The 12,981-nt window shown below is 69.8% G+C and carries 18 protein-coding genes; 14 read left to right on the forward strand and 4 right to left on the reverse strand.

What is annotated here, in order from left to right:
- Positions 1 to 4 precede the first annotated feature (4 nt).
- The 3 genes from MicB006_RS21595 to MicB006_RS21605 are packed head-to-tail and all read left to right on the forward strand — an operon-like array spanning position 5 to position 3,859.
- Positions 5 to 826: a hypothetical protein gene (locus MicB006_RS21595; protein ID WP_073828811.1), complete on the forward strand. Its 822-nt coding sequence runs from the start codon at positions 5 to 7 to the stop codon at positions 824 to 826.
- A 10-nt stretch (positions 827 to 836) separates the two neighbouring features.
- Complete coding sequence (locus tag MicB006_RS21600; RefSeq protein WP_073828812.1) at positions 837 to 2,750, forward strand: fumarate reductase/succinate dehydrogenase flavoprotein subunit; 1,914 nt, start codon at positions 837 to 839, stop codon at positions 2,748 to 2,750.
- Positions 2,750 to 3,859 (forward strand): succinate dehydrogenase/fumarate reductase iron-sulfur subunit, encoded by a 1,110-nt coding sequence (locus tag MicB006_RS21605; RefSeq protein WP_116508515.1) that lies wholly within the window; start codon positions 2,750 to 2,752, stop codon positions 3,857 to 3,859. Before MicB006_RS21600 ends, MicB006_RS21605 begins: the two co-directional genes overlap by 1 nt.
- Positions 3,860 to 3,948: 89 nt before the next feature.
- Here the strand turns inward: MicB006_RS21605 and MicB006_RS21610 are convergent, their stop codons facing one another.
- Positions 3,949 to 4,335, reverse strand: a complete 387-nt coding sequence (locus tag MicB006_RS21610) for a (deoxy)nucleoside triphosphate pyrophosphohydrolase (protein WP_116508517.1) — start codon at positions 4,333 to 4,335, stop codon at positions 3,949 to 3,951.
- Between the two features lie 238 nt (positions 4,336 to 4,573).
- On the opposite strand from MicB006_RS21610, the gene MicB006_RS21615 reads away from it, so the two are divergent.
- The 10 genes from MicB006_RS21615 to MicB006_RS21660 all read left to right on the forward strand — a co-directional run bounded on the left by MicB006_RS21615 (position 4,574) and on the right by MicB006_RS21660 (position 10,944).
- Positions 4,574 to 4,882 (forward strand): 4a-hydroxytetrahydrobiopterin dehydratase, encoded by a 309-nt coding sequence (locus MicB006_RS21615; protein WP_073828815.1) that lies wholly within the window; start codon positions 4,574 to 4,576, stop codon positions 4,880 to 4,882.
- 31 nt (positions 4,883 to 4,913) lie between these two features.
- Positions 4,914 to 5,276, forward strand: coding sequence for a PH domain-containing protein (locus MicB006_RS21620; protein ID WP_018784695.1), 363 nt, complete (start codon positions 4,914 to 4,916; stop codon positions 5,274 to 5,276).
- A gap of 23 nt (positions 5,277 to 5,299) precedes the next feature.
- Positions 5,300 to 6,013 (forward strand): vancomycin high temperature exclusion protein, encoded by a 714-nt coding sequence (locus MicB006_RS21625; protein WP_116508519.1) that lies wholly within the window; start codon positions 5,300 to 5,302, stop codon positions 6,011 to 6,013.
- A gap of 206 nt (positions 6,014 to 6,219) precedes the next feature.
- On the forward strand, positions 6,220 to 6,951 hold the full coding sequence (locus MicB006_RS21630) for a class I SAM-dependent methyltransferase (RefSeq protein WP_116508521.1): 732 nt from the start codon (positions 6,220 to 6,222) through the stop codon (positions 6,949 to 6,951).
- 86 nt (positions 6,952 to 7,037) lie between these two features.
- A complete protein-coding gene (locus tag MicB006_RS21635) occupies positions 7,038 to 7,532 on the forward strand; it encodes a GNAT family N-acetyltransferase (RefSeq protein WP_116508523.1) in 495 nt (164 codons plus the stop codon).
- 166 nt (positions 7,533 to 7,698) lie between these two features.
- Positions 7,699 to 8,058, forward strand: coding sequence for a GntR family transcriptional regulator (locus MicB006_RS21640; RefSeq protein ID WP_043328406.1), 360 nt, complete (start codon positions 7,699 to 7,701; stop codon positions 8,056 to 8,058).
- Positions 8,055 to 8,933, forward strand: coding sequence for an ATP-binding cassette domain-containing protein (locus tag MicB006_RS21645; RefSeq protein ID WP_116508525.1), 879 nt, complete (start codon positions 8,055 to 8,057; stop codon positions 8,931 to 8,933). The genes MicB006_RS21640 and MicB006_RS21645 overlap by 4 nt, the downstream gene beginning before the upstream one ends.
- A complete protein-coding gene (locus MicB006_RS21650) occupies positions 8,930 to 9,625 on the forward strand; it encodes an ABC transporter permease (protein ID WP_116508527.1) in 696 nt (231 codons plus the stop codon). Before MicB006_RS21645 ends, MicB006_RS21650 begins: the two co-directional genes overlap by 4 nt.
- 143 nt (positions 9,626 to 9,768) lie before the next feature.
- The gene (locus tag MicB006_RS21655) at positions 9,769 to 10,488 is read left to right on the forward strand and encodes a DinB family protein (protein ID WP_225980445.1); all 720 of its coding nucleotides are present in this window, start codon (positions 9,769 to 9,771) and stop codon (positions 10,486 to 10,488) included.
- A 6-nt stretch (positions 10,489 to 10,494) separates the two neighbouring features.
- Positions 10,495 to 10,944 (forward strand): NUDIX domain-containing protein, encoded by a 450-nt coding sequence (locus MicB006_RS21660; RefSeq protein WP_116508529.1) that lies wholly within the window; start codon positions 10,495 to 10,497, stop codon positions 10,942 to 10,944.
- Positions 10,945 to 11,062: 118 nt separating this feature from the next.
- Here the strand turns inward: MicB006_RS21660 and MicB006_RS21665 are convergent, their stop codons facing one another.
- Positions 11,063 to 11,401, reverse strand: a complete 339-nt coding sequence (locus tag MicB006_RS21665) for a hypothetical protein (RefSeq protein ID WP_116508531.1) — start codon at positions 11,399 to 11,401, stop codon at positions 11,063 to 11,065.
- Positions 11,391 to 11,636 carry a hypothetical protein gene (locus MicB006_RS21670; RefSeq protein ID WP_116508533.1) on the reverse strand — a complete coding sequence of 82 codons (246 nt, stop codon included), beginning with the start codon at positions 11,634 to 11,636 and terminating at the stop codon, positions 11,391 to 11,393. The genes MicB006_RS21665 and MicB006_RS21670 overlap by 11 nt, the downstream gene beginning before the upstream one ends.
- A gap of 186 nt (positions 11,637 to 11,822) precedes the next feature.
- Between MicB006_RS21670 and MicB006_RS21675 the strand changes: the two genes are divergently transcribed.
- Positions 11,823 to 12,353: a hypothetical protein gene (locus MicB006_RS21675; protein ID WP_152037862.1), complete on the forward strand. Its 531-nt coding sequence runs from the start codon at positions 11,823 to 11,825 to the stop codon at positions 12,351 to 12,353.
- 193 nt (positions 12,354 to 12,546) lie between these two features.
- Here MicB006_RS21675 and MicB006_RS32425 read toward each other — a convergent pair whose 3' ends face one another.
- The gene (locus tag MicB006_RS32425; RefSeq protein ID WP_225980446.1) at positions 12,547 to 12,870 is read right to left on the reverse strand and encodes a hypothetical protein; all 324 of its coding nucleotides are present in this window, start codon (positions 12,868 to 12,870) and stop codon (positions 12,547 to 12,549) included.
- Positions 12,871 to 12,981 lie beyond the last annotated feature (111 nt).

Genomic DNA, 12,981 nt, shown 5'->3' on the forward strand with positions numbered 1-12,981 from the left:
TCGAATGACAACTACGTCGGCCAAGACGCCGAGATCGCAGCCGCGGGGAGGGCGGGCGCGCGCCGCCATCGCGGCGAAGACCTTGCGGACCGACAGGTGGTGGTTCGCTCCGCTGATCACCGTGGTCGGGCTCAGCGCCTGGGTCATCTACGCGACGGTCCGGGTCTTCATGCACAAGTGGTACTGGGTGGAGCAGTACCACTACCTGACACCGTTCTACTCCCCCTGTGTCACCGACCGCTGCGTCGAGGGCTCCTCGCACTTCGGCCAGTTCCTGCCCGGCTGGTGGATCATCCCGGACGCGGCGCTCACCCTGCCGTTCCTGCTGCTGTTCCGGCTGACCTGCTACTACTACCGCAAGGCGTACTACCGGTCGTTCTGGCTGTCGCCGCCGGCCTGCGCGGTACCGGACGGGCACCAGTCGTACAGCGGCGAGACGCGGTTCCCGCTGCTCGGGCAGAACCTGCACCGCTACTTCTTCTACGCCGCCGCGATCATCTCGCTGGTCAACACCTGGGACGCGATCCTGGCCTTCCACTCCCCCGAGGGCTTCGGCTTCGGCCTGGGCAACATCATCCTGGTCGGCAACGTGGTGATGCTGTGGGCGTACACGATCTCCTGCCACTCCTGCCGGCACATCATCGGCGGGCGGCTCAAGCACTTCTCCAAGCACCCGATGCGCTACAAGGCGTGGACCGGGGTGTCCTGGTTGAACGTCCGGCACATGCAGCTCGCCTGGATCACCCTGGGCACCCTGGCCCTCACCGACTTCTACGTGATGGCGGTCGCCGCCGGCTGGATCAACGACCTGCGGTTCATCAACTGAGAGCCTGGACATGACTGAGACGCGAATCGAACGACACCACTACGACGTCGTCGTGATCGGGGCCGGTGGCGCCGGCCTGCGCGCGGCGATCGAGGCCCGGCTGGCCGGCAAGAAGACCGCGATCATCTCGAAGTCGCTGTTCGGCAAGGCGCACACGGTGATGGCCGAGGGCGGCGCCGCCGCCGCGATGGGCAACGTGAACTCGCGCGACAACTGGCAGGTGCACTTCCGGGACACCATGCGCGGCGGCAAGTTCCTCAACAACTTCCGGATGGCCGAGTTGCACGCCAAGGAGGCGCCGCAGCGGATCTGGGAGCTGGAGACGTACGGCGCGCTGTTCGACCGCACCAAGGACGGGAAGATCTCGCAGCGCAACTTCGGTGGCCACGAGTACCCGCGCCTGGCGCACGTCGGCGACCGGACCGGCCTGGAGCTGATCCGTACGCTCCAGCAGAAGATCGTCTCGCTCCAGCAGGAGGACAAGCAGGAGTTCGGCAGCTACGACGCGCGGATCCGGGTCTTCTCCGAGACCACGATCACCGAGCTGCTGCTCGACGGGGACCGCGTCGCCGGCGCGTTCGGCTACTACCGCGAGTCCGGCGAGTTCGTCCTGTTCGAGGCGCCCGCCGTGGTGCTCGCCACCGGCGGCGTCGGACGGTCCTACAAGGTCACCTCGAACTCCTGGGAGTACACCGGGGACGGTCACGCGCTGGCGCTGCGCGCCGGCGCGACGCTGATCAACATGGAGTTCCTCCAGTTCCACCCGACCGGCATGGTCTGGCCGCCCTCGGTGAAGGGCATCCTGGTCACCGAGTCGGTACGCGGCGACGGCGGGGTGCTGAAGAACTCCGAGGGCAAGCGGTTCATGTTCGACTACGTCCCCGACGTGTTCCGCAAGCAGTACGCGGAGACCGAGGAGGAGGCGGACCGCTGGTACACCGACCCGGACAACAACCGGCGTCCGCCGGAGCTGCTGCCCCGTGACGAGGTCGCCCGCGCGATCAACAGCGAGGTCAAGGAAGGCCGGGGTACGCCGGCCGGCGGCGTCTACCTGGACATCGCCTCCCGCAAGTCGGCCGAGGAGATCCGCCGCCGCCTCCCGTCGATGTACCACCAGTTCAAGGAGCTGGCCGACGTCGACATCACCAAGGAGCCGATGGAGGTCGGCCCGACCTGTCACTACGTGATGGGCGGCGTCGAGGTGGACCCGGACTCCGGCGCGGCGTTCGGCACGGTGCGCGGGCTCTACGCCGCCGGCGAGGTGTCCGGCGGCATGCACGGCTCCAACCGGCTCGGCGGCAACTCCCTGTCCGACCTGCTGGTCTTCGGCAAGCGCGCGGGCGGGCACGCGGCCACGTACACCGATCAGCTCACCAGCCGCCCGGCGGTGTCGGTGGCGGCGGTGGAGGCCGCTGTGGAGACGGCGCTGGCGCCGTTGCAGCGCGACACCGGCGAGAGCCCCTACCAGCTCCAGCAGGACCTCCAGGTGGTCATGGGCGACCTGGTCGGCATCATCCGCCGGGAGGGCGAGCTCGCAGACGCCATGCGCAGGCTGGCCGAGCTGCGGGAGCGGGTGGCGAAGGTGAGCGCGGTCGGCGGCCGGCGCTACAACCCGGGCTGGCACCTCGCGCTGGACCTGCGCAACATGCTCGTGGTCTCGGAGTGCACCGCGATGGCGGCGCTGGAGCGGCAGGAGTCGCGCGGCGGGCACACCCGGGAGGACTACCCGGCGATGGACCCGAAGTGGCGCGGCGTCAACCTGGTCTGCTCGCTGGACGGGGAGACGGTCCGGCTGACCCACAAGCCGCTGCCGAAGATGCGGCCGGAGCTGATCGGGCTGTTCGACCGGGCCGAGCTGGCCAAGTACCTGACCGACGAGGAACTCGCCGAGTTCGACGCCCTCACCGAGGAGGCGAACAACTGATGGGAAACAAGCGCCAGTTCCGCATCTGGCGGGGCGACGAGACCGGCGGCGACCTGAAGGACTACACGGTCGAGGTCAACGAGGGTGAGGTGGTCCTCGACGTGATCCACCGGCTCCAGGCCACCGAGGCGCCCGACCTGGCGTGCCGGTGGAACTGCAAGGCCGGCAAGTGCGGCTCCTGCTCCATGGAGATCAACGGCAAGCCGCGGCTGGGCTGCATGACCCGGATGTCGACGTTCGAGGAGGCCGAGACCGTCACGGTGACCCCGCTGCGCACGTTCCCGGTGATCCGGGACCTGGTCACCGACGTCTCGTTCAACTACGAGAAGGCCCGGGAGACCCCGGCGTTCGCGCCGCCGGCCGACGTGGCGCCCGGCGACTACCGGATGCAGCAGGTCGACGTGGAGCGCTCGCAGGAGTTCCGCAAGTGCATCGAGTGTTTCCTGTGCCAGAACGTCTGCCACGTGATCCGTGACCACGAGGAGAACAAGCCGGCGTTCTCCGGCCCCCGGTTCTTCATCCGGGCGGCCGAGCTGGACATGCACCCGCTGGACGCCCGTACCGACCGCCGGGAGTACGCGCAGTCCGACATGGGACTCGGCTTCTGCAACATCACCAAGTGCTGCACCGAGGTCTGCCCCGAGCACATCAAGATCACCGACAACGGGATCATCCCCATGAAGGAACGGGTCGTCGACCGCAGGTACGATCCCCTTGTGTGGCTCGGTAACAAGATCTTCCGGAGGGGTCAGGTGCCTCAGACCAGCGCGACCAGCGGGCATTCCAGCGGTGCCGTCACGTCCGGAGGGGCGCACGGCGGGGCGCACGCACACTCCGGCGGGACGCACTCGCACGGCGGGGTGCACTCGCACGCGGGCGGCTCGCACGACAGCGGCGCCGAGCGGCAGGCCCAGCAGGGCGTCAACTGGCACCGCGAGGTGCCGCACCCGACCGCCCCGGCGGTGGACGCCAACGGCAAGCTGCCGCTGACCGAGCTGACGTTCAACCGGGCCGCCGCGCCGTCGCCGTTCGGCGACGACGTGACGTTCCCGCTACCCCCGGAGCACCTCAACTTCGCTCACCCGCAGCAGGACGAGCCGAAGCACTGAGCAGCAGCGCGACGACGACGGGGGCCAGCGGCACACGCCGCCGGCCCTCGTCCCGTTTCAGCCCGGTTGTCCGGCTCGACGCCCGCGCCTCAGCCGGTGGCGAGCAGCGGGCGCAGCGCGGCCACGATCGGCACGTCGGCCGGCAGCCAGTCGACGCTGTCCAGCTCGGCGGCGGAGAGCCAGCGCAGGTCCGCGTGCTCCAGGGCCTTCGGCTGGTCGCCGTGGAGCAGCCGGGCGGCGTAGACGCGCAGCACGGACCGGCCATGAGCCATCCGTACGTCGCGGCCGACGCGGGCGCCGACAGCCACCCGTACGCCCAACTCCTCGGCGCACTCGCGGGCCAGCGCGTCGGTCTCGGCCTCACCCGGCTCGACCTTTCCGCCGGGGAACTCCCACCGGCCCGCCACCTCGGGGGGCGCGGAGCGCTCGCACGCCAGCACCCGGCCGCCCTCGATGATCGCGGCTCCGACGACCACCCTCGGCTCCCGCCGGTCGGCCTGCCCGTTCCCGCTAATCCGTTCGGTCCGCACGGGCCACCAGCGTGCCAGATCAATCGGCGGTTTGGGTAGCTGCGTCGACCGTCAGGTCAGCAGAACACGGAAGTGTGGGCGTGGACACACCATCTGAGTGGCGAGAGACTAGAGGGCGTCGACTGGGACACGGGATGGCGACGATTTGGCCACAAGCCGGCAACGACGCCTGGGAGGTGCGGTGATGCGCGTGCTGTTCAGCGGCCGTGCGAAGCACGACTACCTCAGCGACGCACTGGCCCTGCTGTCCGGATGGACGCGCGAGGGCGAACAGATCCGCCGCACGATCGTCCTCGACGACACCCAGCACGCCGCGCTCACCGAGCGGGTCGCGGTGGTGGCCGACGCGCTGCGGCTGCGCCCGGAGATCAGCCGCCGGGCCGATCGTACCCAGATCCGGCTGGGCCACGGCGACGGCGAGCCGCTCACCGAGGGTGAGGTGCTGCTCGCGGCACGCATCGAGGACGCGGTCCGCGCGGTCACCGAGACCTGAGCGCTGGCGCGCCCCGCCTACCCTCGGGTACATGTCTGGCCCCACGTACGACCGCAAGGAACAGTTCCAGCAGATCCAGAGCGGGCTGCTGCCCGGTGAGCAGATCATCGCCGTCTACGACGCGGTGGGCACCGGCACCGGCTTCATCGGCCTGACCGACCGGCGGGTGATCATCCAGGACCGCTCCTTCGTCGGCAAGCGGTACGCGATCACCAGCATCCCGTACTCGAAGATCACCAGCGTGAGCGTGGTGAGCAACAAGTCCTGGGGCGGCTCGTTCTTCTCCACCGGGTCGATCGCTGTGCACGTCGGCACGCACACCTACGAGGTGGAGTTCCGGGGCGCGGAGAAGAGCCACCACGTGCACAACGTGATCCTGCACCACATCTCCTGACCCGCGCTGGCACAATCGCCGCCATGCGAGGGCTGACGGCGCGATGGCGGGCCTGGCGGGGCGAGCATCGGCAGGCCGTACGCCTGGTCCGTCGTCTCCTAGTGCTCGCCACGGCCGCCGTGGTCCTGCTGGGCGCCGCCACGATCGCCAGCGTGACCTGGGTCCGCGGCGCCGCCGAGGGTCGCCTGTTCGACGCCGCGGACGTGCCCGAGACGCCGGTGGCACTGGTGCTGGGCACCAAGGTGGAGCCGGACGGCAGCCCGGCGCCGTTCCTGGCCGGCCGGCTGGAGATCGCCCGCCAGTTGTACGCCGCCGGCAAGGTCAAGGTGCTCCTGCTCTCGGGCGACCACATGGACTGGGACTACGACGAACCGGACGCGATGCGGCGCTGGCTCGTCGAGCGGGGCGTCCCGGCGGAGAAGACGGTGCTGGACCACGCCGGCTTCGACACGTACGACTCGTGCGTCCGCGCGCACCGCGTCTTCGGAGTCCGGCGGGCCACAGTGGTCACCCAGTCGTTCCACCTGCCGCGCGCGGTGGCGCTGTGCCGGGACGCCGGCATCGAGGCCGTCGGCGTCGGCGACGACACCGCCCGCCGGTACGCCGACCAGTGGCGGATCAGCTCCACCCGGGAGTACGCCGCCTGCGTCAAGGCCGCCGTGGACGTGCTCAGCGGGCGTGATCCGGTGCACCTCGGCCGCCGGGAGACCGGTGTGGACGACGCGCTACGGGCGTAATCCGGTTGTCCCCCCGGACGGCTGCTGGTCTGCTGGACCCCTCGAAGCCGACCGGAGGGAGCACCGCCATGCCACACGCTGCGAAGCCCAGCCGACCCGTCGTCACCCTTGCCGAAACGAGGCTTCGTGTTTCCGTACCCCATTCCGGCGGAGGTCGCTGACCTCGCGCCGCGTCCTGCCCCTTCCGCCCGACGGGAGGGCGTGTGATGTCCGTCTTCGACGATCCCGGCCTGTTCGGCCGGCTCTGGGCCGACACCTACGACGGCCCCGGCAATCCCGACCCGGCCCCGGCCGTCGACTTCCTCGCGCCGCTGGCCGACGGCGGCCCGGTGCTCGAACTGGCAGTCGGCACCGGCCGGGTGGCCCTGCCGCTGGCCGCCCGCGGTCTGACCGTGGAGGGCGTCGAGGCGTCCCCGGAGATGGTCGCGCACCTGCGCGCCAAGCCGGGCGGCGCGGACCTGCCGGTGACCATCGGCGACATGGCGGACGTCCCGGTCACCGGGCCGTACCGTCTGGTCTTCCTGGTGTTCAACACGCTGTTCAACCTGGTGTCCGAGGAACGCCAGGCGGCCTGCTTCCGCAACGTCGCCCGGGTGCTCGCGCCCGGCGGCGCGTTCGTCATCGAGACCTTCGTGCCCGACCCGGCGGACTTCGACCGGGACGAGCAGGTCCAGGTGCGGGAGGTGACCGAGGACTCGGCCACCATCCGCCTGCACCGGTACGACCGGGCGGCGCAGACGTTCGTGCGGCAGACCGTCACGTTCGACGCCTCCGGCGTGCACCTGAAGCCGTTCGCGATGCGCTACGCCTGGCCGGAGCAGATCGACGAACTGGCGGAGCGGGCCGGGCTGCGCCTCACCGAGCGGTACGCCGACTGGGACCGGTCGCCGTTCGACGCGGACAGCCGCTCGCACATCTCCGTCTACCGGCGGCGGTAGCGCTCACGTCGAGGGGCCGGGTGTCCGTCCCGGCCCCTCGGCGCGCGACTACGCTGACGACCGCCGGGTCCGGACAGGGGGAACCGATGACTGTCACCGTCGTCGCGATGGACGACTCGCACGCCGATGCCGTGCTGGAGATCTACCGCCTGGGCATCGCCGAGGGGAACGCCACGTTCGAGACCGAACCGCCGGACTGGGGGCGGTTCACCGCCACCCGCCTGCCCGGCCACCGCTGGGTGGCGCTCGACGAGAACGGCGACGTGCTCGGCTGGGTGGCCTGCTCCGCTGTGTCCGAGCGCTGCGTCTACGCCGGTGTGGTCGAGCACTCCGTCTACGTGCACCCGCGGGGGCGCGGGCGCGGGGTCGGCCGGGCGCTGCTGGAGGCGTTGATCGCCTCGACCGAGGCGGCCGGGATCTGGACCATCCAGTCCGGCGTGTTCCCGGAGAACACCGCGAGCCTCGCGCTGCACGCGACGTGCGGCTTCCGCGTGGTCGGCACCCGGGAACGGGTCGGCCGCCACCACGGCCTCTGGCGCGACGTGACTCTGCTCGAACGCCGCAGCCCGCGCGTCACCTGAGCCGGCTGCCGTCGCTGATCACCGGGACGGCCGGTCAGCCGCCGACCAGGTGCCGGCGTACCAGGGCGTGCGAGCCATGATCGGCCGCGCGTACCCGAAGAAGACTTGACGCCCCGGCCCGCGAGCGCCATGGTTAGTTACATGAGTAATGAACCAAAGAACCAGGATGGATGACGGCCGGCCGATCTTCGTCCAGATCGCGGAGATGATCGAAAACTCGATCATCGACGGGACGTACGCGGAGGAGACCCAGGTGCCGTCGACGAACGAGCTTGCGGCGTTCCACCGGATCAACCCAGCGACCGCCGCCAAGGGGATCAACCGCCTGGTCGATGACGGGCTTCTCTACAAGCGCAGGGGGATCGGAATGTTCGTGGCAACGGGCGCCGTCGAAACACTCCGGGAACGCCGCCGGCGCGAGTTCTCCGACCAGTACGTGCGGCCCCTCATCGAGGAGGCACGCAAGTTGGGCATCGGCACCGAGGAGCTGAAGAAGCTCATCGACACAGGGGAGGAACAGCGATGAGCGTCGTGGCGGCAGCCGGACTCACGAAGCGGTTCGGCGAGGTGACCGCTCTCGATGACGTCACCTTCACGTTGACGGGCGACAAGATCTATGGGCTTCTCGGCCGCAACGGCGCCGGCAAGACGACGCTGATGCAGCTGATCACCGGCCAGAACAGCGGCACCAGCGGCGACCTCATGCTCTTCGGTGAGCGGCCGTACGAGAACGAGCGGGTGCTGTCGCGGGTGGTCTTCATCAAGGAGAGTCAGACGTACCCGACCGCGTACCAGGTCCGGCACGTGCTGAGCCTGGCCAAGCGGCTGTTCCCCAACTGGGACGAGGACTTCGCGCAGTCCCTGGTGGACGACTTCGACCTGCCGCGCAAGCGCAAGGTACGCAAACTGTCCCGCGGCATGCTGTCCGCGCTGGGCGTGACGATCGGCCTGGCCGCACGCGCGCCGCTGACCTTCTTCGACGAGCCGTACCTCGGTCTCGACGCGGTCGCCCGGCAGCTCTTCTACGACCGGCTGCTCGCCGACTACGCCGAGAACCCGCGCACCGTCGTGCTCTCCACGCACCTCATCGACGAGGTGGCCGACCTGATCGAGCACGTGCTGCTGCTCGACCGCGGCAAGCTGCTGCTCGACGCGCCCAGCGACGAGCTGCGCGGCGAGGTGGTGGAGGCGTCCGGCCCGGCCGCTGCGGTGGACGAGTTCGCCGCCGCGCACCAGGCGCTGCATCGTGAGCAACTCGGCGGCGCAGTCCGCGCGTCGCTGCGCGGGTCGTTCGACGACGCCGAACGGACGCGCGCCGAGAAGCTCGGCATCGACCTGGCGCCGGTGTCGCTCCAACAGGCCGTGGTGCGCCTGACGACGGAAAGGACGAACGCGCGATGACTCGTATCCTCGACGTCGCCCGGATGCACACCATCGCCTGGGTCAGCCAGTTGGCCTGGCCATGGGCCATCATGGCCATCTCGCTCGGCGTCAACCTGCTGATCTTCGCCTCGATCGACGAGGCCTCGCCGGGCAAGAACACCACGGGCGGTCTGGCCAGTATCTACATCGTCTGCTCGATCGTCGCCGCCGCCTCGATCAGCCAGGCGTTCCCGTTCGCGCTCGGCATGAGCGTCACCCGGCGCACCTTCTACCTCGCCACGGTGCTCGTCAACGTGGTGCAGGCGGTCGTCTACGGCGTCCTGCTCTACCTGCTCAACCTGATCGAGGGCGCCACCGGCGGCTTCGGGATCCAGCTGCGGTTCTTCCGGATCCCGTACGTCGACGTCGACAACGGGCTGCTGCAGATCGCCGTCTACGCGGTGCCGTTCCTGTTCCTGAACTTCGTCTCCGTCTTCGTCGCCGTCTGGTACGTCCGGTTCGGCATGAACGGCCTGTTCGGGGCCGGCGCGGCCCTGATCCTGGTGATCGGCCTGCTCGTCGCGTTGATCACCTGGCAGGGATGGTTCGGTGACATCTGGCAGTGGCTGAGCAGCCAGCACCAGGTCAGCCTGCTGGTGGGGTGGCCCGCCCTGATCGCCGCGGTGGCCGCCCTCGGGGGGATGGCGGCCATCCGCCGGGCCAACGCCTGACGGCGGGCACGGATGGTCGGCCGACGATCCGCGCGATGCGGGTCGTCGGCCGCCACCCGCAGCTCCCCGGTTCGGTCGCATCGACAGCTGTTGTCGGACCCGCTCGCTAGCATTGCCGCGATCGCCGACGGGAGGGGTGCGCCGTGGACCAGAGTGACCTCACGACGTTCGTGGACAGGGACCTGCAAGGCGCGCGCTTCACCAGGTCGACGCTGGCCGGCGCGGTGATGCGCGGCGTCGACGTGCGCGGGCTCGACATCGACGCGCCGTGGCTCACCGACGGCGCGCTGCTGGTCAACGGTGTCGACGTCGCGCCGCTCGTCGAGGCCGAACTCAACCGGCGGTTCCCCGGGCGCGAGCTGAGGCATGCCGAGGATCCCGACGGCCTGCGCGCGGCGTGGGCGGCGCTCGAACGAGCCTGGGCGGCCGCGGTCGACCGGGTCGTGTCCATGCCCGAGGGTGCCGCCGACATCTCGATCGACGGCGAGTGGTCGTTCGCACAGACCCTGCGCCACCTCGCGTTCGCCACCGACGCCTGGCTCGGCAAGGCGATCCTGCGCCTGCCGCAGCCCTTCCATCCGCTCGGGCAGCCACACGCCGAGTACGAGACGGACGGACTCGACATGTCGATCTTCCCCGCGGCGCGTCCGAGTCTCGCCCAGGTGCTCGATCTGCGGGCCGAGCGGCAAGCCATGGTGCGGGACTTCCTCACGGGCGTCACTCCGGAGCTGCTCGCCGAGCCTCGGCCGTCAGCCTGGTCACCCGAACACGAGAAGCCGGTCCTGCACTGCCTCCACGTCATTTTCGACGAGGAGTGGGAACACCTCCGCTTCGCAGTGCGCGACCTGAACGCGCAGGAGTAGCGTCCGGTGTCCACGTGGACCGGCCCCGCATCGGAGGCCTCGTCGGACGGCTCTCCCAAGGCGCGCATCGTCACCGGGTTGCTGTGCGACGGCAACCGGATACTCCTGTGCCACCGCTCTCCCCTGCGTCGTGTGCTGCCCGACGTCTGGGACCTGCCCGGCGGGCACGTCGAGCCCGGGGAACCGCCCCGTGTCGCACTTGCTCGTGAGCTCCGAGAGGAAGTGGGCATCGACGTGACGGTGCCGTCGGGTCCGCCCGTGCACGAGGTTCACGCCGACACGTTCTCCATGCGGATCTGGCTGGTCGAAGCGTGGACGGGGTATCCGGCCAACCTCGCGCCGGAGGAACACGAAGCCATCGGCTGGTTCACCGAAGACGCGCTCGGAGCGCTACCGCTGGCTCATGCCAGCTACCCCGCCCTGTTCCGCAGGGTCCTTGCCGAGCGTCGCGCCTGACCACGACGGACACGTTTCTCGGCACGAGCGCGCGCAGGGGGAGCCTGCGGCTCGGTCGATCCCTCGCCGGGCTGGGACCAAGGCTGAAGCAGGCTACCGGCGGCCCGGGTGTCGGTGGTCAGCGACGTCGCAGCCAGTCCGGCGTCGGCGGCGACGAGACCCGGATCGGTCCGCGGCGGTCGCGGACGTACGTCGCGTAGTCCGCGATATGACGGCGGCGGCTCAGGTAGTGCGGGTAGTGGTCGAAATGCCACCGGCACTCCTCGATGAACCCGGTGTGGTCGTCGAGTCCGAGGCGGGCACAGGTGCGAGCGAACTCGTCCAGACCGTCCAGCATCTCGGCGCACTGTGCGGGTGTAGCGCCGTCGGTGCCCCACAGCACCCCGGCCGGAAGCTCGTGCACCGCGTGTTCGAGCCACCGGCGGTCATGCCGGTAACGGTCCTGGTCAGCGCTCACGTCGCGCCTCGCGCCACAACTCGTGGCCGCGCATCAGCCAGCCGACCCAGAACACCGCGAACATGATCAGGAAGCACGCGAACACCACCACGGCGAGCACCGCCGCGATCGGCTGGAACCGCCCTGCGTCGCCGTTCCATCCGCTCGCCGCAAGGGTCCCGAGGCCGCCACAGACGATCATGGAGATGTGCAGGCCCGGCCGGTCAACCGGGTGGGGCTCACGGGGCAGACGCACATCGGCTCCTCGGTCGGTGAGACACGAGACGTCCGCACACGGCCGCCTCCGACGGCCTGCATCGTCGCAGTGCCGGCCCAGAGATCAAAGACCGGAAATCCGGCGTACGGGCGTCTGACAGGTCGGATGGTCGTCCCGCTCCCAGCGCTCCTGGTCAGATCTGGTTCACGGTGGCAGTGTCCTGCCGTGATGCAACGAGACCTGGTGACCTGGCGGGAGGATCTGCGGAATGCTGTCGCTTCCGCGGTGCTCGACTTCGAGGACCGCTACGGATACCCGCCAGGTGAGAACGCCGTCAGTGAGCCCACGACGACCTCTGCCGCGCTGATCGCCGCCGCCCGTCCCGCCGTCCCCGCTGTCCTTGCCGACCTGTACGCGGTGGTGGACGCCGTCGACCTGGCCGACATCGACAACGGGTTCTTCCTGCACAGCGCCTCCCACGTGGTCCACGTCCACGAGGCACGGGACCTCTGGCGCGTACGTGGCCGCCACGACGCCGATGTCGTCGTGTTCGCCAGCGACGGCGGCGGCACGCAGTACGCGCTGGCGATGCCGGACGGGTCGCCCGTCTACCGGCTCCCTCCCGACCTCGTCCTCGACGGCATCTACACCTCGGAGGATCCGCGCTTCGACGTGGCCGCCCCGGACCTGGCCACCTTCCTCGACCTCTTGCTCCAGGACGTGAAGACGTTCGCTGCGTCGAGCTCTCGTCGGTAGCCTCGCGCAGTGACCGCACGGGTCCCGGCCTTGTGCACAGGAACGCCTGCACGACCGGGTCCTGGCGACTGCGGCGGGACCAGTGCGCGAGGAGCTGCTCGACGCTCTGCGCCGAGGTGCCCAGATCAAGCTGTGGATCAACGGCCCTAATCGTCGGCACGCTTGACCTGCGGCAACGGCCGACTTGAGGGCGTCACCCGGCTGGTCGCTCGGCGCCGCCTTCGACGTCGGCCGACCGTAGCCTCACCTGCCAATTGTGAACGGTATGGTCGGCCACGACCGCCTCGAAGCAGACGCCGAGAGCGGGCAGCTCGCCGCCGCGGGATATCGCGGTTGTCTCCAGCAGACCGAGCGCATCCGGCTGGCCCTCTATCTCGACGAATACGCCGAACGGCATCGCCGCGAGCACTCGTACCCGGACTTGTTCACCAACAGGCAGTGCCGCCCTGGTCGCCGACCACGAGCGCCTCGCCCGCTCGGCTCTGCCGTCGATCAAGCTCCAGGCGTCGGCGTTCATCGCCGCTGATCTTCGCACGGCCAGCTTGGGAGTCGGTCTGATCGTCGTCATCACTCCCCGACCAGCCATCTGCTGATCGGCGGCACGGCCCCTGCCACACCTTGCCGGCGA

The sequence above is a fragment of the Micromonospora sp. B006 genome (assembly GCF_003408515.1).
GTDB classification, from domain to species: Bacteria; Actinomycetota; Actinomycetes; order Mycobacteriales; family Micromonosporaceae; genus Micromonospora; species Micromonospora echinospora_A.

Coding starts and splice junctions, on each gene's coding strand:
- MicB006_RS21595 (WP_073828811.1), top strand. CDS start 5: ATGACAACTACGTCGGCCAAGACGCCGAGATCGCAGCCGCGGGGAGGG.
- MicB006_RS21600 (WP_073828812.1), top strand. CDS start 837: ATGACTGAGACGCGAATCGAACGACACCACTACGACGTCGTCGTGATC.
- MicB006_RS21605 (WP_116508515.1), top strand. CDS start 2,750: ATGGGAAACAAGCGCCAGTTCCGCATCTGGCGGGGCGACGAGACCGGC.
- MicB006_RS21615 (WP_073828815.1), top strand. CDS start 4,574: ATGCGCGTGCTGTTCAGCGGCCGTGCGAAGCACGACTACCTCAGCGAC.
- MicB006_RS21620 (WP_018784695.1), top strand. CDS start 4,914: ATGTCTGGCCCCACGTACGACCGCAAGGAACAGTTCCAGCAGATCCAG.
- MicB006_RS21625 (WP_116508519.1), top strand. CDS start 5,300: ATGCGAGGGCTGACGGCGCGATGGCGGGCCTGGCGGGGCGAGCATCGG.
- MicB006_RS21630 (WP_116508521.1), top strand. CDS start 6,220: ATGTCCGTCTTCGACGATCCCGGCCTGTTCGGCCGGCTCTGGGCCGAC.
- MicB006_RS21635 (WP_116508523.1), top strand. CDS start 7,038: ATGACTGTCACCGTCGTCGCGATGGACGACTCGCACGCCGATGCCGTG.
- MicB006_RS21640 (WP_043328406.1), top strand. CDS start 7,699: ATGGATGACGGCCGGCCGATCTTCGTCCAGATCGCGGAGATGATCGAA.
- MicB006_RS21645 (WP_116508525.1), top strand. CDS start 8,055: ATGAGCGTCGTGGCGGCAGCCGGACTCACGAAGCGGTTCGGCGAGGTG.
- MicB006_RS21650 (WP_116508527.1), top strand. CDS start 8,930: ATGACTCGTATCCTCGACGTCGCCCGGATGCACACCATCGCCTGGGTC.
- MicB006_RS32425 (WP_225980446.1), bottom strand. CDS start 12,870: ATGAACGCCGACGCCTGGAGCTTGATCGACGGCAGAGCCGAGCGGGCG.